The following is a 25,819-nucleotide window of genomic DNA, read 5'->3' as shown; positions in this document are numbered from 1 at the left end:
TTCCTATCTGCTAAGACATATAGCCGTATTCATTCCGCTAGAGCCCGATCGGGCAGCAGCGCATATGACGAGCCCCATCCGTAACGCCTTACGCTTCCATATCATACTTATGGTGACAGAGCTGCTCGCCTCCTTTCCTTTGCCAGGGCCCCCTTAGGGTTCATTGCCGGAACGATACTGCCGCATTCCCCTTTCCCGGACAAAATAAAAAGACCGGACACAGGTGTGTCTAGTCTTTATATATATGTATTGAAATTTGGAATTCATAATGTCGACAGCTTCGCCCTTTCATGCTTCCTTCCGGAAGGCACTACCATTTCTATCCTATATCCATCGGTTGCCATATAACGTGCCGAAACATCGGTTATACAGCTTCCGGTTTCATGAGCTAAAGTTATTCCTGTACAAGATTCGTTTCCGGCTCCAAAAGGATAATTCCTAAATCGATCGTTCTCCCGCCGCCCAACAACTGAAGACTCACCTTCGCGCGCCTTTTGCGTTTGTCAACTTTGGTGACGAGCTCCTCTTTTCCAGTTAAGGGGCCCGACACGACGTTCATACGGGAGTTCTCAAAATACACTCTAGAATTCTCCGCCACATCGTCATGATCGAGCAGCCCCAATATAGGACTAATCTCCTCTTCCGGTATTTGCCTAAAATACTGCTCCTCAGAGTTCTCCAAATTATTCATAGCTTGGTGCTTATAGATAAGATCCTTGCGGCTGCAGTAGTTTAATAACCGGTAGACATGGGGGTTCTTCTGAAGGATATAATAGGTAGAGTAATTCATTTGAGTCTGGATGAACACATAGCCCGGAAATAACAGTCTTTCAATTAAATCATATTGACCGGCTCTTCTTTCCGAAATTTGCTTCTTGGGAACGACGCAGCGGAGCAACTCTCCGGTAAATAGCCGCTGCAGAGATGACTTCACACGGTCTTCGCAGCCATTTCGAACGAATAATACGTACCAGCTCATAATATCCCCCAATAGTAAAAGATTAAAGACAGGCGGACCTTCCGGTGAATGAATGCCCGAACTTGTTATAATCAACATATTAGAAAAGAAATTATATAATTGCTATTTTACTCATTATATACCAAAGGTTAGGAGTCTTCAACGATCAGTTACTAGAATCATTGCGCTATTTCTAATTCTTCATTTATTTGCAGCATTTGCTTCTGAACATTCTGATGTTAACAGAAATCCAATATATATCCCTCATCAAATGTCATAAATTAAAAGAGAAATCAATGGTTCATAAAAATACTATCTTTAAAAATACTATCCTTAACAAGATTCCTAAGATGCAGAAAATAAAAGAATCCTGGTTGTCTCCGGCTTAAAAGAAGAGGATTCGAAGAAGAGTTACAAAGAACTTCTCAATTCCAATGAGTACACTAAGGTCATTTGGGTAAATAAAGTTTCACCCTCTAGATTCAAACAGGGTGATGAAATTGAAATAACCTATACCGCGAGCGATGATTCTTATCCGGCACAAGTAACTGCCAAAAAAATCACTAAAATTAGTAATTGATTCAATAAATAAAATCTAGTAGGTGCAAGCATCGTTTCCAAAAGAAGTGGTGCTTTTTGATGTGAAACTAAAGCTACCCACAACCACTATTAGTATTTCCAGAGAGCTGCTCCACGCAAAAAATCCCGGGTGAGGGAATTACCTCACCGGGAATCATTAAATATTTCTCCTATTTAAAGCACTTGGCAGAATCCGTTGCGAAAGTACTCATTTTAATGAGTTGTGATGTTTCATTTTAAATGAGAATTTTTTGTTAGAAAACCCTTATATAATAAGGAATGCTGTTTCATTTTAAATGAGAAAAATTAGTCTGACCAGTCAGAAAACCTTTAATGTTTCATTTTAAACGAGAAAAAGCACTTTTATGGTTTATACATCATTATTGAATATTATGCATCATTCTAAATACAAACAACATAGGTCGATTTGAGCCTTATATTTAATCATCATTTTTGAATTGAACGATTAGGAATCTAGTTCAAAAAAATCATTCAACAATTAAACCACATCTTTTAATATATCCATGCAAGTTTTTTTCATCGTTAAATAATAGGCTTATCCGATACTTGTTTCGGGGGATTATATTTGTTCCAGTTTTCGGTATTGGTATTAAAGCTCGATAACCATCAACATGAACTAATGAAAAACTTTCTATTAGTATTCCATTAAGCAAAATGTTGTAATCAACTCTATATGCCTTGGAATCTGGATGACTGGTTGCCCAAGTATCAACAAATGGGTAGTCTCTATCAGTATCAAACCAAACAATTTTTAGATCTTGGTTCTTTAGATAAATCAACTCTTGTTTATCCTCATTACGTACCCATTCATTTTGAGTACTTTTGTAAACTAAATTAATTGCTTTTTTAATTTTATTTTCCTGATATTGATTGTCAAAATAATAATTTTTATTTGGATATACTAATGCTTTGGTTAATGCAAACAACTGATCAATATAGTTTCTCGCTAGTTCATCATTTCCTATAACTGAAAATGTTGAAATCATGTTCATTAAACCGTTTCTTCCACCTTGTTCTAAAACAAAATTAGTTGCCTGTTCTTTAGTCTTTACATCATCCAATATTATGGATGTAATAATGTGATAATATTTATTTGGATTACCGTAATGTGGCTCAGGGAAATGGGATTCCTTTAATGCCTGAAATAGCTCTGGCAGTTCGCTATTCATTTCTTTCTCAGCATTTATAAGTATTCTCCATGTATCTATTTTCGTGTAATCAATACCTTTAACTTCACAATTATAGTACTGTTTAAAATCACCTTTTGGCATAACATGTAAAACCCTTGCATTGGGATCAGTTACTTTATTACTGAATACATCTACCTCTGATACATTATAAATATCATCAAGTATTGGCGAATCAGGAACACATAGTTTTAAAACGTATTTAAAGTAATCTAAACTTCCACCTTGATCGGTTGTAGAACTCATAATATTCAACATTGCATAAATATCATTTAAGAATATTTCAAGATCACTTTCATCAAACCAATTGTTTTGATAAGCCAAAAAAACACATCTTGGTAATATATAAGATACCAAATCATCTTTTCTAAAAGCTGGTCTATAAATGCTGTTATTGAGTGCTGTTAATAGAAGTTTGTCGCTTGTAGCCACATTGAAACAAGACATCATTGTTGCAAAGAGGTAAGAATTTTCAGTATTATAATCATAATATGATAATTTTTTGGATTCTGCATTACTAATAGCACTTAACATTTTGCTGTTCGTTATACTTTTAAATAAATTCTTATTTTTTAAATAAACAGTATACAAAACTGTTGTTATAGAAATTACGCTATCATAATTCATTAAATTTCTAATAAATTTTTTTCTTTGACCTTCTTCGAATTCAAATCTAGCAATCAACTCCCCAATTAATTTTGAATTTTTATAAGAAAACCAATTGTCATATATTAGATTATATTTTTTAATACTTTCCATAATTAATTCTAGTACTTCGGATTTAGTAGTTTCATAATTATAAATAATCTTTCTAATCTCAACACCTAATGTGTATTCTCTGGAATATAATTCTTTTTCTTTATTCAACAATAAGGTAATGTAACTATTAGCCTCAATATTCTGATCCCAAGTTCCGTAATGATTTATGTTTACCTTGTTAAATCGGTCTATCAAAATCCCATTTTCCACAATACTTCTTGTCAATAAATTAAATATTACTTGTGTATTAAGTTTATAAGGCTTCTTTTTAAAGAATTGTATAGCCTTGTTTAAGGTATATCTTAGTTTTTGATACAACTCATTTTCATCAAATAAATAATAAATGCTTTCTGTTTTTAGTAATGTAAAACATAGTGCTTCTAGATGATCTGTCCCCAGTGTTGGGATAATTTCCACCAGTTTATCTACATATAATTCAAGACCTATCTCGAAATAACCTACAACTAAAGACACATTATTACGCTTATATGAATACATGTAGTCTAACTCAGAATCAAGCCCATCTAAGTTCATTGGCGAAATAACCTTATTATATATATCCCCATATAAAACTTTGTCCATAACACATTTACAGTACCAATAAGCACAAGGATTTTTACTTACTGCCTTATTTTCAAAATCAGCATTCAAATTATACTCTTGATGTAACCTAGGGCGAATATCTTCTCTTTGATGCATATAATATTTTTTCACAAACTCCCAATAATTATCTAGTGTAAGAAATCCCTTGATTGAAATCCCTTGATTATTTAATAAAGAACCTAATTCTTTTTCATTTTTTGTAGATAGAAAATCTAATAATTTTTCAGACTGCAGATAGGTTTCACTACCAACCCCATAATCCACTCGTTGACCGATTAAAGCATTGGTATAGCCATTCCAGTAATCTTTTCCTAGATACGCTTCAAAAAACCGTAAGGACAAAGTTTTAATGATGTCTCTATTGTTCATACTTTCTTTCAGTTCTTGATGTAAAAAAATGTTTAGAACGAAATCTTTATCCGGTAAGAGCCCCAATTCTCTAAGTATAAACGGATCCGAGTAAAATACTTGCTTGATTTTTTTATATAAGAAGTACTCATGATAACGTCTATGCTTATAAGAATATCTATTTAGATGATTTCCCCCGTGTGACGTATCAAAAAACATCTCCGATAGAGATGCAATGACTAAATCAGTTTCTATGTATGTTAATTTGGTATACTTGGAATTAATGATATTCTGTAGATTTTCAATTCCAATATTAAGGCTGTTGTTTATTTGTAAAAATAGCGAAACGTCTTGAAGTATTTCTTCAATACTCGCTAATTTGCCTTCAGGTAAATTTAAGTTCGCCATTTTCCTATAATTCTTAATCAATTGACTAGAAGTCAAGGAAATCAGTTCGATTTTTGTAGTTGAATTATCGATGCTTTCAATTGATTTCCAAAGCAAACTTACAGAAAAGATATCTTCTATATCTATTAATAAATTCTTTATATCATCCTTAATCATCTCATATTTTCCCAGTTTTGATTCTTCCGCTTTCGAAGTAAAATACTCATCTATAATATTTCGCTTTAATGCATCAATTTGATAAATTCTTAGATTCATTTCTCGATACAAAAATGTTAAGTTAGGTGAGTTTAGCCTTGAGGAAAATATTATTGAACGTGTATTTACCTGTTTATTTAAAATCTTTATTGTCGATAAAACCTTATCCACATCAGATATATTAACTTCATCTAGTCCATCGAAGAAATATAAATATTCTTGCTCAGTATCCCCATAAGTAATAGAGAAATCTTTCAATCTGTTCCTAATTAGAGACTCCAAATCGCCTAGTATACACTCTCGTAACTTTACAAAAATAGGTAGAGGCTCTTTTATATTACTATTTGAATTCAAATGTTTCTCCATAAATTTATCTGCAGTGTATATGTACATTTTCTTTAGAATTTCTGTTTTACCAGTTCCTGCATGGCCTAAAAGAATACTTAATTTATTACTAAGAATCTCGTTTTTTATTTTTTCTTGTTCAATCCCATTAATTGATAATTCTAAAAATGCATTTGATTTCAAAAAGGTCTTCTCTTCAATCGATATACTTGAATCAATAAAGGCGATTTCATTTTGCTCAGAAAAATATAAACGATATATATCAAGATTATCAATTTCATTAAGTATGTGTGAAAAATTTTCTTTCTTTATCCATCTTAAAGTTATTTTATTTTTAATAGCTTCTCTTTGAAGCTTGACTTTATAAGTTTTTATATTCTTATCGGACAATTCTTCTTGCGTACATTCTGGTTTAATATCTAAATTAGTGTAAATGTATATTTCATCTAATCTTCCCTCATAAATATTGAAGGCACTCATTAAAGAATCATATACTTGCTTATAAAAAGATGCTGAGTTGTGACTGGAAGAATACTTACATTGAAAACCATAGTGTTTCTCCCCAAATTGAATAGGCTCCGTTTCTAAACCAGCTTGATTGTAATTTGCAGAAAAATCATATCCATTAATTTTAAATTTTCGCATGAATAGATGTCTACTCATTCTTTCAAAAGCATCCTCTTTATCTGCATTTTTCAAATTAAATCTGTCCCATTTCACTTCAAACATAAGATCACTTCCTCATTTTTTCACTTTAAACATTTGAGTATTTGAGAGCCCTTTCAAACAATTATCAATTATTCGAAACAAAACTGCTTAATAACCAAATCAGCCAAACTTTTTAACACCTCAGTCCAATACAAATCCTTGGCTTTCGGGTGTAAAACTTCAATTGTTGGTATATTCAAGGTGAACTTAGTATCACCTTTTCCGTGGACAATACTGTTTCTAAAGATATATAAGGATGTGGAGAACGCGAATATATCAGTATTATCAATAAGCCCGTTATTCTTAGCGTATTGAATAACTTTTTCAACCCCATTAAGATTAATGAGTAAATTCTTAAGGAGTTCCACCTCTTTTGTACTATATAAGTTGGTTAATTCTTTGATTAATTTATCCATATCCTGTGATTCATTATAAGCTTCAACACTCTGTTTAATATTTGATTTTTTATTTATTATGAAAAAAAATTCAATCGCACGATAATAATACATCGGATCATTTACTTTTCTTGCCCTATTAAAAAATGCAATCGGCTCTAAATATTTTAAAGGTTTCGTAAAAATCCCATCAAAATCTTCACGTTCGCCAGGATCGTTCCACATCATACCTTCTCCATGGTATTGGTAAGGAATAATACTTGGATAATCACCAATCCTCTCAAATTCAGGGGTATCATATTTGGAAACTATAAACAGTACTTGCTGCAAATAATTTTCCAGCTTATCAAGGGGGAAATTAGTAATTTTCATTGTTTTTAAAGTATTCCAAGAAATAAAACTCTTATCGTTTCCAAAAGAGTTAAATAACAACTTATACAATGAACTCGGCTCTGAAATCTCCACTTCACATTCGCCAATATCAAAATTATCATAATAATCTGGATGCTCATAAAATAGAGAATCGTAAGTCAAAAGAAACTCTGCATAACAATTTCTTTTTAAAACAAAACCACAATCCTCATGAATTTCGATAAACTTGTTTTCATGCTCGATACTTTTTTTATTAAATGAATTGAGTATCTCGCGAGATGCCGAAAAAGCAACTCTTGCCTTATCTTGTCTTAAATAATTTATTTTCAGAGTAATACCAGAGTTCTTATGAGTAAATACAAACCTTTCTCCATCCAAATGTAGCACTATGAAATCATTTCCGAAATCAGGAATATAACGGCGCTCCAATTCTTTCTTTAATTCTGTCAGTAATAATTCATTTATCATAAAGTTCCTTTCAAAACATAATCATCATCGTAAAGAATGTTCATGCTAAAATAGATGGTTTATGAACACGTTCAATAATTCATTATCTTCCTTTAACCTATAAAGACTTATAACAAATTTTATTCTTTTAATTGTTTACCTCCACATTTTCAGTATTAAATTATTTTTTGTAAAAAATATAACACTAACATCTGACTCAAATGCTTTTTAATTTCCCATTCAGATTGAGTAGGAGGCCATCCATAAACTGAACTGCTGGCCTCTCACACCACCTTATGAACCGTTCCACAGTTTAAGGGCAATTGTGGTAAACGTTTGTCCTGCACCGGAAAGTAATAATACCTTGGCAATACAAATTTCTCATTTATTATGGAACGAGACGGCAATACAATGTTACTTGCGATTCGCCAGTGGCACATATACGTTTTCTTATGGCAGCACAATTTGCTCTTTTATTCTTTCATCATCACTTGTTATCTTTAATAGAAACCCTTTACACTTCTCATGCGATTTCCATGTAATTTCATTTAAAAGATTCAAATTTTCTTTTTCTAGCTCTCCAAGGTTACTGATAATATATTTAATGTCCTCTTCTGAACTTCGTCTGATAAAAGCATACAATTTACCAAGTAGCCCCATCATAATATCAGATAATTGTATAAATTCATTACTTTTGGAATCAATAAATCTATAGTGATCCAACTGCTTTTTTTCATCTACAAATTTGTATTGCTTTAGTATTTTTTCGATGTGGTCTTCTCTATCAAAATAATGCATTGAATTTTTAAACATACGTAAAGGTTGTATGTAGAATGGAGAATAGTCTTGCATTAAAACATGTTTAGTTTCATCTTGAATAAAAGCCATGCTTTTATTTCTTTTAGAAGCTTTAAGAATTTGAATTGCCGTCTCAATTCCTAGGTGACTTTTTCGAATATATCTATATGGTTCTATAATTTCAATAATATCATCCAAAAATTCCACAATTTTATTTTCATCAATGCTAGGATACCCATACTGAAAGAAAATTTCTTCAGTCTTCTCAATATTATCATTCAGAGCTGTGTAAAGTTCATTTTTAACATGATTTGCATATCCCATATCGAAGGCTTTTGTTGTCTCTGAAGACACTATCGCAGAATCAATAATATCAACGATTCCAAAGTATAAAGGGTTCAAATTGGTGTAATGTAAATATAATTTTTTTGAGGCCATCCATTTTAGAATCAGATTTATTTTCTTTGATTTCAGTACATTAATAAAATCGCCCGAGGCAATATGTTTAAATTTAACTTCGTTTATCGTCTTCTGTAAATCTAAACGTTGAAATAACTCAGTTGGTTCAATATCATTACTTTGACCTTCGTATACAATCCCTCCTAAAATAAAGTTCTGATCAATTGAAATATTGAACCTCCCATCCGCTAAATGAAACTTTCTACCGTTATTGGTTTCATCATAATAAAAGGTATAATTTACATCCATATTTTCTAATCCCTGAAATTCAATCATAAAATCCCTTTGTTCATTGACATTAATAATGTTCATTAGAATCCTCTCCTTATTTTTGGATAACAATTTTTCCTAACATTGTAAAATTAATGGTTCAAAAAGTATAACCAATATCATTAAAAAAGCAGTTTCAATATAAACATCCTTTTTACTCATACTTACAGTTTAATACAAAGATTATATCCGAAGTCAATTTATCCATGGTATAATTTGTGAAATTAGACCTATTGAGGTGAATTTCATGTCTAAAAAAGGGGATAATCACTTTAATCAGAAAGACATTCAAACTCATTTAAAACACATTCTTCTTGAAGACTATTTGAAAAATTGGAGTCAGGTTTTTGCAAACGCAAATCATGGTAAGAGTATTAGAACTATCAATTTCGTTGATGGGTTTGCCGGCCGGGGATATTTTGATGATGGGCATTGGGGTTCTCCACAAATTGCAATGAACCGTCTCCTCTATTTTCAAAATATCTTGCAACAGGAGTACGGAAATAATTTAAGATTTAATATTTATAATGTGGAATATAATTCAGAATATTATGATGAACTTGAAAAGATCAAACTTCGTTCTTCACATCCGCACCAAATCAAAAACTTTGCAGGAAAGTTTGAAGAGCATTTGGAAAGTATAATTTCTTTTACTCAGGGCAAGCCCACGCTTTATTTTATTGACCCTTTTGGCTATAAAGGCGTCAATATGACAGATATGCACCGAATCCTCCAGCAGCAATCTAATGAACTATTAATTAATGTGATGAGCTATTCCCTCGTAAGAAATTTACCTATTAAATCCAGTGAGAAGGAGTTATGCAATTTTTTTGGAGTTAGTACCCTTCCCCCTGACATTTCAGAGTATCTCCGCTTAAAAAATCTAAACATTGATACACCATCAAATATAACGATGCAAGACCTTTTGAAATTAGAAGATGATATCATAGAATTATATAAAACTCAGGTCAAGTCATGTGGATCTAATGTCTATACACTCAGTAAAAGAATTCATAGTCAGATTAATAATAATATTTACTTCCACTTAGTATTTGTAACCCGAAATCGTAAAGGCTTAATAGAAATGAAAAAATCGATGGTTCAATTCGAAGAATTACGAATTAATGCCGAAGATAAGTATGTTGCTCAACATCGAATAGATACTATTCATCTTCAAGATGATTTATTTTCCGATTTTAATCGTCATGAGTCTTATGAGTATCAAAATTTTGTTAGCGATTTTTTTACTCACTTTAATAAAAAGCCAAATGTAACCTATGCAAAAATCATTGATTTCTATCTTCAAAACTCTCCGCTGCCATTTGATTCTGTTAAAGATGATAAATCGATCACTCATTTTGCTAAAACATTATTTACGACTAATAAAAATTTAATTAAGACAACTAATAAAGCCTTCAAAGACCATAAAGATCTCGCTGAGAATAATATTATCACTTCTTCGTTGCCACCTTCTTTTCTTTCGAACATAGTTAAGCCCCCAGAAACATATGAGCAAATTCACCTCTTTTAACAACCTAATTTTTTCTACTTATGCTATACTTGGCCCAGGAGGGATTAATAAATGTCTACATCTTCCAGTATTGAATGGACTGAAGCCACGTGGAATCCTGTAACGGGCTGCACAAAAGTTTCTGAAGGTTGTCGTCATTGCTACGCGGCTACTATGGCAAAACGCCTCCACGCTATGGGAAACCCAAGATATGAAAATGGTTTTAAGTTAACTTTACATCCTGATTTAATAGAGCTGCCATTATCATGGAAGAAGCCACGAAGAATATTTGTTAACTCTATGTCCGATTTATTCCATAACGATGTTCCTTTAGAGTTTATACAACAAGTATTTTCGGTCATGGAAAAAGCATCTTGGCATACTTTTCAGGTATTAACTAAACGTTCGGATCGTCTGCTGCAACTAGCCCCTGAACTCCCATGTCCCCCTAATGTTTGGCTAGGTGTTAGTGTTGAAAATCAGAAAGTAATACATCGAATAGATCATTTAAGAGAAACGCCAGCTTTTATCAAGTTCCTCTCTATAGAGCCTTTAATTGGACCTCTAAACGATCTTAATCTGGAAGGTATCAACTGGGTTATTGTTGGTGGAGAATCTGGATATGGAGCTAGACCAATGGAGGAAGAGTGGGTAATATCCATCAAGGAACAGTGTGAGCTGCAAAATGTGGCATTCTTCTTTAAACAATGGGGTGGGGTTCAAAAACACCGTACAGGCCGCCTACTGCAGGGCAGAACATGGGATGAATATCCTTTAATTGTCCAACCGGCGGATACTGAAATTGCAAGAAATTTATAACAATAGTTCCTTTTGATGCCCATTTAAGAACTTTCACTTTTTTTCAACAAACCATTGGGGCCTAATGACAGTAATATTGAGAAGAGCGGCAGTCTAGGACTTAATAAATAAGTCTTAGACTGCCGCTGCTATTCAACTAACGTTTACAACAATACAGGATTGGTGGAAGTTTTTCCATTTTTCTGGACCTATTAAGAACTTAGTATTTTTTCAAGCACTGATTTTGGTGTTGAGCCGGAATTTGACGAAAAACAGGAATTACTTTTTAGAATAGAATACATATACTCATTGGAATTGGAGTCTTCAAATTGAACATACTGTATGCAATAATTAAAAATTATAAAAACATGAAGGAAATTCAGTGTAATTTCGGTGGAGCACACTTATATTCTTTAGATGATAATAGGCTTAGCTACACGATTAATGAAAAATTCATACCCTCTTTTTTCAATTTAATAGATCAAAAAAGACGTGCTAACTTACTTAACGTCACAGGAATAGTGGGAGAGAATGGAACGGGAAAATCAACAATGCTAGATTTTATCCTCCGTGTTTTTGATGGAACTATCAGAACACATAGTCCTGAATCAAGATATTTAATTATTTATTCCGTTGATAACCATCTTTACTACCTTGAGAATCTTGAAAACCACATACTTACTATTGAAAATCAAAAACAAAATATCAAAAAAAATTTCACTTTAAACGGTGTTTTATATCACAATAAAAGACCAAATTCCGATTGTAATGTTATCTTTTTCTCAAACATATATGATGCCAGAGCCATTGATAACTCCTTCGATAATAGTGATACTAATATGAAACCTATTAATTTATCTACAAATTATATAAGTACTAGATATAATAGTTTCGCGGAATCTTTAAAGTCTGATTTTACCAAACAATTTATTTTCTTAAAAGAATATGAGGATTATTTGATTTCAAACACACAACTAAATGTACCGGAGTTTATTACAATTTCAATAGACGAGTTTAATGTACATTATGAAGATGATGAAAAGTATGAAATTAATCCAGAGAACGATCAGTATTACTCCATCGTGAGCAATATTGATGAAGAATTTCCAGATATCGTGGCCACTTATAATTTTGATTATTTTCAAAGACTATTCCATCAGCATTTACTAATGTCATTTTTTGCAGATTTATTGGTACAAGTAAAAAAATTAATTCCAACTTCTTTTTTACAAAACACGATACGAGATGTAATTGAAGATGCATCGAAAGATTTATTTTTCGAGCATCTTCCCGAAAAAAATAAAAGTTTATATAATACTCTTAATGAAATTTTACACGAAAAGATTGATGAAATTAAAAAGTATGAATCACTAGAAGATAAGAAAGTTGAAGCAATTGTTACATGCAAAAAACTAATTGATCAACTAATTAAAAGTCGTAATAAATTAACTAAGCTATTCAATAAAATTTATATAAAAGATCCAAAGAACGAGTTATCAATAACAATTAGAACAAATAATGAATACATAAAAGAGTTTGTAAAATTATATCATTGGACAACCTATAACTACTCGTATCTTAATTTTTTTTGGTCCGAGTTAAGTAGTGGTGAGCATGCGTTGCTAACCTTATTCGGACGCTTTCATGCCGAGTCTAAACATATCAAAAAGAACATACTAATTTTAATTGATGAAGGCGATCTCTATTTTCATCCGCAATGGCAAAAGGAATGGTTTCTATTATTTATAAATATAATAACGCTTATCTTTATTCATTCTAAAATACATGTAATATTAACAACTCATTCCCCCTTCGTGTTGTCTGATTTACCAGGAAATCATGTCGTCTTTCTAAAAAAAGATATGCAAGGTAAAACAATTACCGGAAAAGGACTTGATGAAAACATCCAGACTTTTGCCTCTAATATACATAATTTGCTTATAGACTCTTTTTTCATTAAGAATGGTCTCTGTGGATCTTTTGCAAAATATAAAATCAACAATCTTATCGATTATATTTTAAGTACAGACATTGAAAAATTAAAATTGAATAAATCAATCATAAAGAATGAAATTGATATTATTGGAGAACCACTTATCAAAAAAAAGATTATAAGTATATTACAAGATAAAATTGGAACTGATGTATTAAATATTGATGATAAAATTGCCAACTTACAAAAACAAATAGATGAGCTAAGGAAACTACAACAATGATGAAACTTATTTTGAATAAAGGGATTTTAAATCAACACCTGCATTTCGGAAATGGCACAGAGAAAAAAACAACCCGTAGGATATCATGCAGGAAAAAATTAGAGGGGGAAATTGAACAAACTACCGATGTCAAGGTAAAAAGGCTTCTAACTTATTTACATAAAAACTTAAACACTATCTTAATAGGAAATCCATCAGAACTTTATAGAATAATAACTGCTTTAAACAAGAAAAAGCTATTTCTGTTTGAGGGCAATGATACTCAATGGCTTGAATTTTTGAGCAAATGCAATGAAATTTTTGTTAAAGACTACGAAGAGTTTGTGAATCGTGAAATAGGTGTGAATAATCTTTGGTGTGCTTATAAATATGTTGAAGAACTAAATATTACTATTTGTCCTTACTGTAATTCACAGTTTGTTTTTTATTATAATACGGAGAAAGGAAAGACACGTCCTGTTTTAGATCACTATTTTGATAAGGCAACCTATCCCTTTCTGGCCATTTCTATTCACAATTTAATTCCATGTTGTAAAATTTGTAATTCAGATTTCAAGGGTACTAAAACGATGTATTACAACAAATTTTTAAATCCTTTTGAAGAATGTTTTGGAGAGGAAGTATTTTTTGAAAAAAAGTTATACCAACAAGATAATCTTGATTATCACGCAGCTATAATTGGTGAAAGCTTCAAATATGATCTCAAAATAAATACTACTAAAGCTTCTCGGGCTCTTAGAGAAAAGGTTAATAACAATAATGATCTTTTCCATATAGAAGATATATATAACTCTTATCATAAGCGCTTCGTAAATGATTTAATTATAAAAACCACAATTTACAATGATTTGTATCTTAGTAATTTATCTGAAACATTCAATAAATTATTCAATAATCAAGTTGAACTTAGACAACATTTGATACCTAATGAAAAAGAGGCTAATGTAGTATTACTTTCTAAACTAACTAATGATATTGTACTAAGAGAATTAAACTGGAATACTGCTAGTGAATAAGATTTCAATAACTAAGGTTAATTAGAGCAACATGTTAAAAGGGCGATCGCTCACACTGCTGTGCTCGATCGCCGGGTTTTCCTTTGTAAAGCTTCTTGTTTACCATCCTTAATCTTATAAATATTATATTTAGGCATTCTACCCACACTCCTTTTATCTACCTCACCAGTTTAATCCGCACATTACCCATTTTCCTCAATTCTACATAGAGCAATATTATTCCTTCTTATGGAATTAAACTGCCCGTTAAAGTAATAGAGCTGCCGTTCATGCAGACAGTTTCGTTCCGATTGCTCGTTCCACTAACGTTCCCCGTTAGCTTAATAGTGTTGGGTATTCAAGACAGACTGAATTAATTAAGTCTTCTAAGGAACCAATCCTCTGTTGAACTGAATCTACATGATAAAACGTACATGTCTTTCCGATCTCATTGAGTTCATTTGTTAATGAGTATAAATAAATCTTCTTTCCTGCCCCCAGAGCAATTCCTAACTCAACATGGCTTCCTTTCCCTGCTGGGATCATAACTATTACAACATCTGCAGCCAAGACCCCAGAAACCTCTTCTTGACCAATACTACGAAGTTTGGTGATGGTGTCCACGTTCGATTGTGTAGTCCAATCGTAAGTATGCTGAAAACCACGTGCTTTCAAATCCTCAGCGACTCGCCTCACGTTTTCTATGTTTTTGAGACTGGAAGCTATGTAAAATTTCATATCGTCCTCCCATTTCAACCTTCTAACATGCTGTTATATATTAGCACATATTCGAAGTATCCTGCCCGTCAGTTGAACAAAAGCAGCCGATCACTTTGATCAGCTGCTTTCTTAGTTCTATTACGCTATCGTGTCCCGTTAGCGTTATGATTTCCGATTCGGACTGAGGGCTGAATGGCCCGAAGCGTAATGATGTCCCCCTACATCTTGTAATACCCTCACACTTGTTAATTCTTCTCCATTAACTTATTGAATAATGACTTTGAAAGTCGAATTTGTTGTTCTAAGACCACTAAATCTCCACCAATCTCTTCACGATTCCCTAATCCCAAAATAAGTGTTTCAGATAATTCATATATACTTGTAAATACTTCATCAAACTTAATATACATATTCTTGGTTACTAATTTCCCTTCCCTTGAAAAAATTGAATGAATAATATTTGTTGGATTCTTAATTTTTCTTTGGACTAAATTTATTGATAAGACTTCATTATCAACTAATTGAAATGTTATATAGTTATTCGTATCTGGATAAAAATAAACATGACGTTCGGCAATTGTATTATTCTTAGATTTAAGTAATCTCAATTCTTTCAACATGAATCTTAGCGTTGTAATTGGTAAGCCTTTGTAATCTCTTTTTGGATAAACAAAGTCAGTTGACTCAACATAAAATAAACTCATGAAAGAGCTGTGTTCATGTGACAAATAAATATGTTTATGGTCCACAATAAAATTGAGTTTGTCTAGCTTCACGTGATCCCTACTTTCAAATTGGTCCTTAAGCTCTTGGGGTATTTCACATAACGTTGTTGTATTCACGAATCCTCCCTGGCTTAAGGGGTCTCAGCCCTGGGTCCGAAGAACTTAGACAGTGCAGGGTTGTCTGCTGAGTCCGCTTCCTTGAAATGCCTCTGTAGACCATGGGCCGTCAGGCCTGCGTGAATAGGTGTTATATGCTGTGGCTGACTTCTCCGAGTCATCCAAGGAATACGTTGTTAATTCTTTCTCGATCATAATCTAAGATACATTCGTTTTCTCTACTCTTATATACTTGAATTTCAGCTATCCATATAACGTTATATTTGCGAACTTCGCAAACACCTTAATGTTTTACATATTCGTGAATCGGATTAAACTATCCTGCCCGTTACTTTAATGGAGTGCTACAGTTAGCACTATTACTTTATTTTCTTTGGACAGAACTCCATCTTGTTCAATTACTTAATTGTCTTCAATAAAAATTAATTTTCGTAAAGTAAAAGCCCAAACCTTTAAAAGGTTTGGACTCAATTGATGCTTTTATTAGTCAAAATAATGTTGTGTATAAATATTCATTTTCCAATTAATTACGGAATTCCATACCACCGAATTCTGTTACAATTCCATTGAATTATAGAATTTCACAAATGTGATTTTTCATTTCATTTGAGAATTTACTGTTAGAAAACCCTTATAAAATAAGGAATTGCGTTTCATTTCAAGTGAGAAATTAAAGTTTCGTCTGTTTAACCCCTCTAATATTTCATTTTAATTGAGAAAAACGCTTTTGTGATTTATACAGTATTTATTCACAATATACATTCGTTTAAATGTAGTTAATACACAACATCTTAATTAATCAGAATAAAAAAGAAATTATGCACCTCACCATTAATATCGATCTCTACATTCGTTTCTGTTTCTGCAGGGTAGAATGAAATCCACTGGACGCTTTCGTTAGTTGCCGTTGGGTGTGATTCAATGACTTCATCGTTAAGCTTAAATATGGCTGGATAATCCGGGGTTATTTTAAAATCCACTACTACTTTTTCCTCAGTAATTAGTTGGATCTTATCACCATCAAAAATCTCAAATATTCCATTCCCATTAGACTCTGGAAGAAAATAAGAAGCTGAAATTAAATGGTTACTTATCGGCCCTATACGTAGCCTGGACGAATTTGTCTTAAAAACATCCTGTTTTGAGTTATCAGATGGTATCTCAGCATGATTTGATGAGTCTCCATGTTCGGAGGATTCACTCGAATTTTCGTTTGAAGCCGGAGTACTAAGTGCGTCATTCCCACTATCACCTGGATTTCCATATCCCACTGCCCCAGAAGCATCCATGATTTGGGGAGCATCCGACACAGTCTTTGAACTTGCATTTCCACCCGATACTCCTCCTCTATGGAAGGTATCCCGATGATTTTCTAATCTGTTGGAAGTAGAAGGTGATGAATCAGAACTATCTGAAAATACAGACACCAAGGTTAATATTATCCAGAAAGCAACCCAACCCCACGAGAATAGCGTCACTAAAGCTCCACCTATTTTCCCAAAGATTTGTTCCCTACGGGTAGGTGTAGGCAAACCTTGATCTAAAAAGTGCGTTCGCTTCTTGTAATCTACATGAGTATAATCACTAAATAAAATTCTCTCTGCTTTTACTTTCATCGCTAAGGGGTACCTCGTAGCCCGAAGTCGTTCCATTAATTCAATGTACTCTTGACCTAACGCTTTAGCTTTTTTAAAAGCATGTAGCGTTTGTTCACTTTCAGGCAGACGAAGAAAAGCATCAATCGCATTGTTCCGAGCCATCACATAAAAAATGATTTCTTTGACTTCGCGCGGTGTTGCACGTTTAATTACTTGTTTGATGAGTAATTGATTATTTTCCTCATACTCTTTTCGCATTGCAGCTTTGACATCAGTCCTTGCAAGCTCCTTTATTTCTGCATCCATCTTAACGCTCCCATTCATGAACGAATTAACCAGAACAACTAGCCTTCTTCGCGTACCTCTCCTTGCTCGTTTATAAATAGGGCAGAAATACCTGTTCGCTTTTTAGCCAGAATCGGGAGTCGGGTCCACAAATTTCGGAACTGCCTAACATCGGGAAGCGCAATGCTGTATTTTGCATTTGGATCGTCCATCCGTTGCAAAGTTTCAGCCAATATACCCAAAAAGTAGTTTACATTCATCGGATTTGAAGACCCCAAACCTTTTACTTCAATGATCCAACGTTCATTCCCACGAATCGCGTTGATATCAATCCCAGGTAATCTTCCCCATGCTACCTGTGTTTTCCATCCTCTGGAATTAAGATATCTCACCAATATCTTTTTAATATTATCTTCTGAATAATCTGTATGTACATTTGTCATCATCGTAGTTTCTTCAGTTAGGATATTTGATTCAGAGATATCACTTACCACTTGATTCTTTAAAGAGATGTAATTACCTATTTTCCCGTCAGTTCTTTTAATTCGTTTAATAATTTGTTTAACTTCTAGAGATCTACAAACTTGATTCACTTGCTGTTGATTTTTATTTTTTCCTATCAATATATTTGTGACTTCACGATCAGTTAATCCATTTTGTTCAAGTAGCAGTGCATGAATTCTATCCTTCAGCGAATTTACAGAGCTACTATCCAAATTAAACACCTCCAATTATTCCCTAAAAACATTATAGGACGTATCAAACTATTATGTAAGTATCGTTCTTATAGGGAATTTGATATTCTAGAGACTCCCAATGATTATCTTCAAGTAGAAAATATTAATTAATATTATCAAGTAGATGTTACACCTAAAATATATCATGCTAATATACAAATTAAGAAAACGCGTCTACTTAATGGCGTTATCTTTTAGTGAGCTCAGAGGACATGTAATAGTTTAGGCTTAACCTAAATAGCGTTACTATACGCACGTACGCTGCGGAGGATCGAAGTGTATTCTAATGCATTTCTTTATCAGCTGTTGTGTGACATTGCAGGGATTTCACGGTCAAGTTACTACAAGTGGCTAAACCGCAAACCAAGTCGCCGAGAGGTCGACAATGTGAGGCTCACGCAGGCGATGCTCTGCTTGTACGAGAAGGTGGAGCGTATCTATGGATACCGCCAAATGGCCCTGTATTTGCGCAGGCAGATAGGCAAACCCATTAATACGAAACGAGTGTACCGTCTCATGAAGCTCCAAGGCATCCAGTCGGTAATCCGTAGGAAGAGGAAGAAGTACGCAGGCTCCACGCCTCAGCAAGTCGCAGAGAATGTGCTGAACCGTGAATTCCATGCCGAAGCACCAAACCAAAAATGGGTCACAGATGTCACGGAATTCAAGTACGGGAACGGAAAGAAGGCGTATTTGAGCGCTATATTAGACCTGCACGATAAGTCGATTGTTTCCTATGTACTAGGGCATTCCAATAATAACCTACTAGTCTTTGAAACGTTTGAGCTCGCCGTACAAGCCGCACCCAAGAGCCATCCACTCCTCCACAGCGACCGTGGGTTTCAATATACTTCTTTAAAATTCAAGGAGATGTTAGACGAAGCAGAAATGAAGCAAAGTATGTCCCGAGTGGGCTGCTGTATTGATAATGGACCGATGGAATCCTTCTGGGGGACACTAAAATGCGAGAAGTACTACCTACATACCTACCGAACCTTTGAAGAACTCCGGAAGGATATTGAGGACTACATTGACTTTTATAATAACGAACGGTTACAGGCAAAACTAAACGGCCTCAGTCCCGTGGAATTCAGGACCAAGGCCGCCTAACTATCTTTTATTATTTGTACTGTCTACTTGACGGGGTGCAGTTCAGCTATGGGCCCCCTCACTCTATACTTACTCCACAATGCTGATTTTATTAAGCGGCAATATGAGCTTTTTTATTACCAACACTGGGAGTGTATTGGCATTTACTGCATTTCCCGGGTAAATGCTGAGTTGAATGACAAACCTTCCTTGTTTGTTCAGAGGTCCATCATTGCGTTTCATACACTCATTCAATTGTCGGCAGAATTCCACTACCGATCCTTCATTCTCCTTATACAGGTTTGCATGTTTAAAACAGACCGGAACGGTGATTTCCCCCGTGTCGTCATCCCGAAGGGTGTGTACGGACAAGTACGCATACATATAGGATGCTGAGCAGACTATCGAATGTGGCAGCAATGGAATGCCTCCATCTTCGAACAGATGGTTTAATAAGGTGTCTACATGCTCTTTAATGGGATGTTCCCTGGCTCCGGAGAGTGTTGAGAAATCAATCTCCCTTGTCGTTTTTAAGCGGGGTGCAATGGAGTCCGTGAGGCTGACCTTTGGCGTCCGGTAAACAAATTCTTCCGCCGTTGCTTCCTCATAGGAGCTGCAACATTTCATTAAGCTCTCATTGCGTGTCTCATAAAGACTTATCCGAGATCTCTCGAATCTGAAAATGTTGAACTTCTCGATTTGAACAGTCCGCTCCGTATTTTCCGGCAGCATACGCTGATCAAACAGCAGATATTCCCGGTTCCCGTCTGCCCCTACAAAGTAGAAGAGAAATGCTCCCGGGCCGGCGGGTTCGGATTGGTATTTACCTATCTGCATGGAGAAATCCCCTACCGAGATCGGACCTGTCAGCTTATCCAGCATGACTTTCAACAGGGAAGAACTCCCCTGCTGCTCCAAAGTATCGAAAGTATCGAATGTGGTGGGCTCGCTGCTGCTCACTCCGAATGCCGCTTTGGAGAGCCGGGAATTCCATTTCGAGACGATCTGTTCCATACATTTCTTCAAACACTCCACCGCTTTGGAAACTCCAGTTGGATCAGCTCCAGGCTGCAAAGCCATGCGTATATCCGGCATGATATGGATGAGCTGGGCAAGAGCCTGAGGAAGCTCATCTGCTAATGTGTGCTTAGCCACTGGCAGTTCTTCATTCCAGACAATTTCATGCTTCAACCGATCTTGTCCTGTCATTTCTTGCCGAAGCTTATAGGTATACGTATACTTCCATTCTTTCGCCAAATCAAGAAGAATCCTGGCATTGTCAATATCCGGTTCTTCCTGGTCGATATAGCCATGACGCAGAAGCAGCGGGGGCTCCGGATGCCCTTTTATCGTTACAGGGATAACCATATCTCCCAATGGAAGATCATACGGCACGATTAACGATATCCAGGCTGATGCAACAGCCCCCTTCTCCACAAGCGCATATTCCAAATGTGTAACCCGATAATTCACACCTTTGGCTTGATACCGCGGAAAATGACCGGTGTTCTTAACATCAAACAAATAGGTCAATTGCTGTGTACCCCTTTGAAGCGACAGCTTGGCCGGAGTAAAGCTTGCCTGGACGTAAATCTCACTTCCCGGTTCCGCCTTGCATTCATCAGACAATCCAATGAGGCTTTCCGCCTCAATCGGCCCATAAAAACTCACTTGATCCATTTCACCCGGATCAACGCAAGCGATCTCCACGTTAAACGGCTGCTGTACGACTGTATCCTGCTTATAGGCTTCGGCGAGCCGGACCAGCATTTGCTGCTTGAATCGTTCACGGGCAGCGGCCAAATCGGAAATATCGGAAACCTTCAGCTTGCCCAGATGACTGACTTTGCTCGCATATGCTTCGGCTATTGCGCTTTTTGCCTTGCGAAGACTCTCCAGTTGTATGGCTCCATCATGTTTGCCTATCACACTCAGACAATCCTTGTCGAGCATTTCGTCAATGAAAGCGAACACTTGCTGCATCCAGATATCTAGGTCTTCCACTGATTCCGTCTCCATAGCATCAGCCACTAATGTACCGTCCGTGGCAGAGAATAATTCATACGGCTGAACGGTTAATGTACGGCTGCGCTTCATAGTCTCAAACGGTGCTGCACCGTAGAAGAATTCAGCGGCTTGCCGTTCTGTTTTCAAGCAAGCTGTGGCTGTGGTGCTTATACCGACAACCCAGAGCCGGCTGCCATCCTCGCTGTCACGCCACGCCCCCATGCCTATCTTTCGATCAAAGGCCGATTCAAAATACCGGGCGAACGCTTCAATCGTTTGCGTTCCCGCAATTCTGGTTGATGATTCATGCGGGATGCGGCTCGTGCCACTGACTGCCTCTGGAATGGATTTCATGTCAGGATCTATATGCTCTTCGTATGCGCGTAATATTGTCAATTCAAGGGTCAGCTCATAGAGAGGCTTCTCCATGGTGAGTGTTATCGCTGAAGGTTCAATTTTACACTCCTTGATCACGCGATTATAAGGCTCGCCGGAAAGCTTCTTGCAAAGCGAACGCCAGCATCCCAGGGCATATTCAGTCAGGATATCCTTCACATCATGCGTCTTCGTCTCATCAATCGACAAGGTCACTCCCACTTCGACATGCTCCTGCGACAACTGATGATAAGCCAGCGCATAGCTGTCTTTGGCAGCGCGGGCTTGTTCATCTGTCAAACCGTCCGCAGAAAAAGCCAAAATTACAACAAGCCCAGCCCCATCCAGACGGTAGCGCAGGGTTGTCCCCGGCCACTGGTGAGGGGGAACAACAAAATCACGGTAAAGCACCGGTATAATATAATCGTATCTTGGTTTGGACAGTGTATTTCCAAGAACGTCCCGTGGATATAAGGTTATTACTACTTTTTCTCCCAGACCGGCATAGGGGTTGTCAGCAGGCTTATCGCATTCTACAGTCTCCGGCGGCTGTATAGCATGCTTGACAATAGGCAATACAGGCCGATACTGATACCACGGTCCCGGCCACCTGGAGGGATCTGTAGGTAAATCACAGGGCAGTGCATTTACTTCCCCAACCGGTGCGATGGGCACGTCTGAAAGATCCTGCTCAGCGAACGCCAGACTGCCCTTCAGTTTTGTACCGATCAGATAAAACATCCGGCGCAAATACGCCTGCAAATCCGTTGACTCCTTGTCGGCAGGACGGTATATCTCAATGCCTGCATGACCGGAAGGAAATGCGGGTTTGCTGCTTCGGAGGGTATCCAGAAAATAAAAGGCTTCATCCGAATCGGAACCTATTACCGTATCCGCCGCATTTACGTATGCACCGAGAGGCGCGTTGTTAACATACCGGAAAAGGATCTGTGCAAGTATCGGATTCTCCGGGTCTGGCGGCTGGTCAAATGGATTCTCATACCAAAGATAAAAGCCTCCGGATCGGACAGTGCCGCTGGTATGCAGCAGTTGTGCGAATGTCGGGGGTGTTTGGGCTGCCGCCGCAGACAAGCCGTTTACCGGAGGTTCAGTGAACGTTGTCAGATTACTGCTGAGAACCAGAGGCAGCTTGCTGTCCGAACTCCAAATAACCCGACTATCTGATTCTTTACGCAAGTGAAGAACATGAATACTCTCCAGACCTACCGGACCTCTACTTGATTCATTTGCGATCGCCCGGTTTAACCGTTCAAGAAGCAGTTGTCCGTATCCGCTCGCACCTTTCAGCTCATACATATTAAGAACATTAGTTGGCCACAACCGGATTTCTACAAATGTCGCAAGTCGATATTCGTCTATGGCGGAATCTAATTTATGTGCTTGTTGCTTATCCATTTGCCACAAAGTCAAAGTTCCTGCCTGTGCCGCCAATCTATGACCAAGCGCTGCCGTGAACACACTCAGTTTCCGTCTGATTCCTGTCGCTGAACGGGTATCTTCCCATATCTGCGGCTGCTTCCCCGGATAAGTGTTGGGAACGTCAACATAAGGTGTAAGCGGACGGACACATGACCAATCATCATCCGGTAATTCGGCATGCTGCAACGCCGTTATCCGATCCAATTCGCAATCGGGAAAAATGATCGTGAGGGTAGACGGATCACCGTGAGGCTCTGTGCAATTGTTCATTGTCACCGGCAAATTGCTTGGAAGAACTTCCAGTTTTAAGGTAAGATCAGTTAACGAATCGGCTAACGAAAATTGCTGACCAATCGCGGTATATACAGATTTTTGCTCCGAAGACTCACTCTGCTTCACCAGGAGTCCGAACAAAGTGAATTGGGAGATGCTCGCCGCGACTATTTTCATCCGGTCATTATTGTCGACGACTTTATCGACAAGATCACTTATTGATATCGTGTCCCCCGGCAAAGCTAATCCTGACAGATCAACGGTTTCTCTGGCAAAAGCACGTATACACACAGTTACAGCATCCTGAATCCACAAGGTAGCCATTGACTCTATACTAGGCAAAGGTTGCGAATCAGGATGAGGGTTCGTTACTTCACCCTTATCTTCATGGACCGGCTCGGCCATCATCCGACGCGAATGTTGTCTTATATACTCAAGCTTTTCCGTGGAGACCGTTTGGTTATTTGTGAAATCAATTTTTAAGGTTTGCGGAGTCGCTACCCCAAAGAGTGTCTGTTCGACTGTCAGTTCGATATCGGGGAACATCGGAAAAAATACGAATTGTTTGCTTTCCAGCGTTCCGCTGCAGCCTATTTCCGGATGGCATATCGAAATATCAAAATATTCTGCCAGAAACGCTACAATACCTGTTCCGCCCTGATTATAGATAATAGGCGATCGGCCGTCTGTTGTGTACCTTTCAATGTTCCTTATTTCTTCTTTAGTAATGGTCTGTTGAAGCAATCTGTCGAGGGGAGTCCCTGAGCCAGAATTACGGTTCAAGTAAGCGTTCAGCGTCCATAGCAGTACCCCCCTGGCCCATACCTTAAATCCGTCCGGTTGAAGAGGATCGTCAATCATATACAGCATGGCTGAGCACTGAACCTTCTTGCTGCCGCCCTCTTCTCCTACGGAAAGCTGCGGCATACAATAGAGCGTTAATTTGCGCCGCTTTGGCAGAGGAACGATAACCGGCCACCAGACCAGATTGGCCGTTGTCAATGAATGGGGCGGGGATTGAAGGGGAGAGCATGCATCCCATGGAGCTGTAGTCTCTTTGCCCATTACAAAATCCATATTCATTTTGTCGTGAAAGCTTCGCGATATCTTCCCCTTTGCGATACCGAAATCGGCTTCTATTTCTCCATACGCATGAACTTCCAGCACGAAATCTATATTCGTCTCCTTGTACGATTCAATGATCATGTTGGCCGTTGCGTTGACTTCGCAATCCACTTCGGCCCGCAGTACCTTTAAATCCACTTCTCCAAAAACTTTGCCGGATAGTCCCAAAGTGCCTTTGTACCAACTGAACTTTGCTCCATTCCTGGTAAGGTCGCAATTCGCGTTAAACGTTGCATTCGTTCCTTCGAGGATTCCAATCCCCGTCAAACTAAGTCCCGCATTCAGCACTCCTCGCTTGAAGTATTTTCCGTATCCCAGATTGACAGCTAATCCGGCCTCAATAATTGAACTGAATGTACCTATTGTCGTACTAATTACCGGAACTCTGCTATACGCAGATGTCTCAGCGCTTAAGCGGGCAAAATAAAAGCCACCCCATCCAACATACGGTAGAGCCTCTATACATAATGACCGGCTAAAATCCAGGCCAACCGGAAAGCCTACATCAATCTTGAAATCTCCGTTACGGTAAAGATCGAGTGCAACTTCGGGGACGATCACCGTTAGTGCGCCCATCTCGACTCGCCGCTGTTCATCAAGCAGACTGATGGCCCCGGTGAACCGTCCAACGGAGCCTTTTCTTTTTTCATAACTGAAATCACCGTTCAATCCTGCGAAGGGACCTGCCCCATCTCCAAGCAATTGAACAAAAAGGCCATAACGGTTATACTCATCCTGAAACAAAGCGGCAAGATCAACGAATGGAACCGGATTGAACTTGATACCGGCGAGCCATCTGGCGTTGGGGTTATAGAATAGATCAGCAGGTAAACGGCCATCATTCATCACTATAAATATGTCTTTCATGCTGTCGACTGTTGCCTTAGTCTTCATATCTGCTCCAAACTTATCAGAACTGACAAACTGACCTAATCCGGCAAAAAGATCACTCATGTT

14 protein-coding genes and 1 pseudogene are annotated in these 25,819 nt (G+C 36.9%); 6 read left to right on the top strand and 9 right to left on the bottom strand.

The genetic code is table 11. The features are described 5' to 3' along the window. Positions 1-394: 394 nt before the first annotated feature. Complete coding sequence (gene loaP / locus GC101_RS15895; RefSeq protein ID WP_171718026.1) at positions 395-979, bottom strand: antiterminator LoaP; 585 nt, start codon at positions 977-979, stop codon at positions 395-397. 343 nt (positions 980-1,322) lie between these two features. Here loaP and GC101_RS36925 point away from each other — a divergent pair. Next, a pseudogene (locus tag GC101_RS36925) lies at positions 1,323-1,538 on the top strand (DUF3221 domain-containing protein); the annotation flags it as partial. 487 nt (positions 1,539-2,025) lie between these two features. On the opposite strand, the gene GC101_RS15885 reads toward GC101_RS36925, so the two are convergent. The 3 genes from GC101_RS15885 to GC101_RS15875 all read right to left on the bottom strand — a co-directional run bounded on the left by GC101_RS15885 (position 2,026) and on the right by GC101_RS15875 (position 8,894). Continuing rightward, positions 2,026-6,132: an NACHT domain-containing protein gene (locus tag GC101_RS15885; protein ID WP_171718025.1), complete on the bottom strand. Its 4,107-nt coding sequence runs from the start codon at positions 6,130-6,132 to the stop codon at positions 2,026-2,028. Positions 6,133-6,200: 68 nt separating this feature from the next. Beyond that, positions 6,201-7,346, bottom strand: coding sequence for a hypothetical protein (locus GC101_RS15880; protein WP_171718024.1), 1,146 nt, complete (start codon positions 7,344-7,346; stop codon positions 6,201-6,203). Positions 7,347-7,775: 429 nt separating this feature from the next. Beyond that, positions 7,776-8,894, bottom strand: coding sequence for a DUF3800 domain-containing protein (locus tag GC101_RS15875; protein ID WP_171718023.1), 1,119 nt, complete (start codon positions 8,892-8,894; stop codon positions 7,776-7,778). A gap of 205 nt (positions 8,895-9,099) precedes the next feature. On the opposite strand from GC101_RS15875, the gene tcmP reads away from it, so the two are divergent. The 4 genes from tcmP to GC101_RS15855 all read left to right on the top strand — a co-directional run bounded on the left by tcmP (position 9,100) and on the right by GC101_RS15855 (position 14,392). Next, complete coding sequence (gene tcmP / locus GC101_RS15870; RefSeq protein WP_171718022.1) at positions 9,100-10,383, top strand: three-Cys-motif partner protein TcmP; 1,284 nt, start codon at positions 9,100-9,102, stop codon at positions 10,381-10,383. A gap of 51 nt (positions 10,384-10,434) precedes the next feature. Beyond that, entirely contained in the window at positions 10,435-11,181 is a 747-nt protein-coding gene (locus GC101_RS15865; RefSeq protein ID WP_171718021.1) for a DUF5131 family protein, read from the top strand. Positions 11,182-11,489: 308 nt separating this feature from the next. Beyond that, complete coding sequence (locus GC101_RS15860) at positions 11,490-13,376, top strand: AAA family ATPase (protein ID WP_171718020.1); 1,887 nt, start codon at positions 11,490-11,492, stop codon at positions 13,374-13,376. Continuing rightward, entirely contained in the window at positions 13,373-14,392 is a 1,020-nt protein-coding gene (locus tag GC101_RS15855) for a hypothetical protein (protein ID WP_171718019.1), read from the top strand. The genes GC101_RS15860 and GC101_RS15855 overlap by 4 nt, the downstream gene beginning before the upstream one ends. Positions 14,393-14,707: 315 nt before the next feature. Here the strand turns inward: GC101_RS15855 and GC101_RS15850 are convergent, their stop codons facing one another. The 4 genes from GC101_RS15850 to GC101_RS15835 form a co-directional block, all read right to left on the bottom strand. After that, positions 14,708-15,109: a nucleoside 2-deoxyribosyltransferase gene (locus GC101_RS15850; protein WP_171718018.1), complete on the bottom strand. Its 402-nt coding sequence runs from the start codon at positions 15,107-15,109 to the stop codon at positions 14,708-14,710. Between the two features lie 227 nt (positions 15,110-15,336). Next, the gene (locus GC101_RS15845) at positions 15,337-15,933 is read right to left on the bottom strand and encodes a hypothetical protein (RefSeq protein WP_171718017.1); all 597 of its coding nucleotides are present in this window, start codon (positions 15,931-15,933) and stop codon (positions 15,337-15,339) included. A gap of 791 nt (positions 15,934-16,724) precedes the next feature. Further along, the gene (locus GC101_RS15840) at positions 16,725-17,837 is read right to left on the bottom strand and encodes a hypothetical protein (RefSeq protein WP_171718016.1); all 1,113 of its coding nucleotides are present in this window, start codon (positions 17,835-17,837) and stop codon (positions 16,725-16,727) included. 38 nt (positions 17,838-17,875) lie between these two features. Next, positions 17,876-18,532: a MarR family transcriptional regulator gene (locus GC101_RS15835; protein WP_171718015.1), complete on the bottom strand. Its 657-nt coding sequence runs from the start codon at positions 18,530-18,532 to the stop codon at positions 17,876-17,878. 258 nt (positions 18,533-18,790) lie between these two features. Here GC101_RS15835 and GC101_RS15830 point away from each other — a divergent pair, with 258 nt between their 5' ends. Beyond that, a complete protein-coding gene (locus tag GC101_RS15830) occupies positions 18,791-19,663 on the top strand; it encodes an IS3 family transposase (protein ID WP_343049721.1) in 873 nt (290 codons plus the stop codon). Positions 19,664-19,732: 69 nt separating this feature from the next. Here GC101_RS15830 and GC101_RS15825 read toward each other — a convergent pair whose 3' ends face one another. Then, positions 19,733-25,816, bottom strand: coding sequence for a hypothetical protein (locus GC101_RS15825; protein WP_171718013.1), 6,084 nt, complete (start codon positions 25,814-25,816; stop codon positions 19,733-19,735). Positions 25,817-25,819: the final 3 nt, after the last annotated feature.

The sequence above is a fragment of the Paenibacillus phytohabitans genome, assembly GCF_013141775.1.
Taxonomy (GTDB): Bacteria; Bacillota; Bacilli; order Paenibacillales; family Paenibacillaceae; genus Paenibacillus_AQ; species Paenibacillus_AQ phytohabitans.
Note: the sequence above shows the minus strand (reverse complement) of the source record. Positions and strands in the feature narration are given on the sequence as shown.

Bases quoted from the DNA above. Each gene is read 5' to 3' on its own strand.
- loaP (WP_171718026.1), bottom strand. From the start codon at position 979: ATGAGCTGGTACGTATTATTCGTTCGAAATGGCTGCGAAGACCGTGTG.
- GC101_RS15885 (WP_171718025.1), bottom strand. From the start codon at position 6,132: ATGTTTGAAGTGAAATGGGACAGATTTAATTTGAAAAATGCAGATAAA.
- GC101_RS15880 (WP_171718024.1), bottom strand. From the start codon at position 7,346: ATGATAAATGAATTATTACTGACAGAATTAAAGAAAGAATTGGAGCGC.
- GC101_RS15875 (WP_171718023.1), bottom strand. From the start codon at position 8,894: ATGAACATTATTAATGTCAATGAACAAAGGGATTTTATGATTGAATTT.
- tcmP (WP_171718022.1), top strand. From the start codon at position 9,100: ATGTCTAAAAAAGGGGATAATCACTTTAATCAGAAAGACATTCAAACT.
- GC101_RS15865 (WP_171718021.1), top strand. From the start codon at position 10,435: ATGTCTACATCTTCCAGTATTGAATGGACTGAAGCCACGTGGAATCCT.
- GC101_RS15855 (WP_171718019.1), top strand. From the start codon at position 13,373: ATGATGAAACTTATTTTGAATAAAGGGATTTTAAATCAACACCTGCAT.
- GC101_RS15850 (WP_171718018.1), bottom strand. From the start codon at position 15,109: ATGAAATTTTACATAGCTTCCAGTCTCAAAAACATAGAAAACGTGAGG.
- GC101_RS15840 (WP_171718016.1), bottom strand. From the start codon at position 17,837: ATGGATGCAGAAATAAAGGAGCTTGCAAGGACTGATGTCAAAGCTGCA.
- GC101_RS15825 (WP_171718013.1), bottom strand. From the start codon at position 25,816: ATGAGTGATCTTTTTGCCGGATTAGGTCAGTTTGTCAGTTCTGATAAG.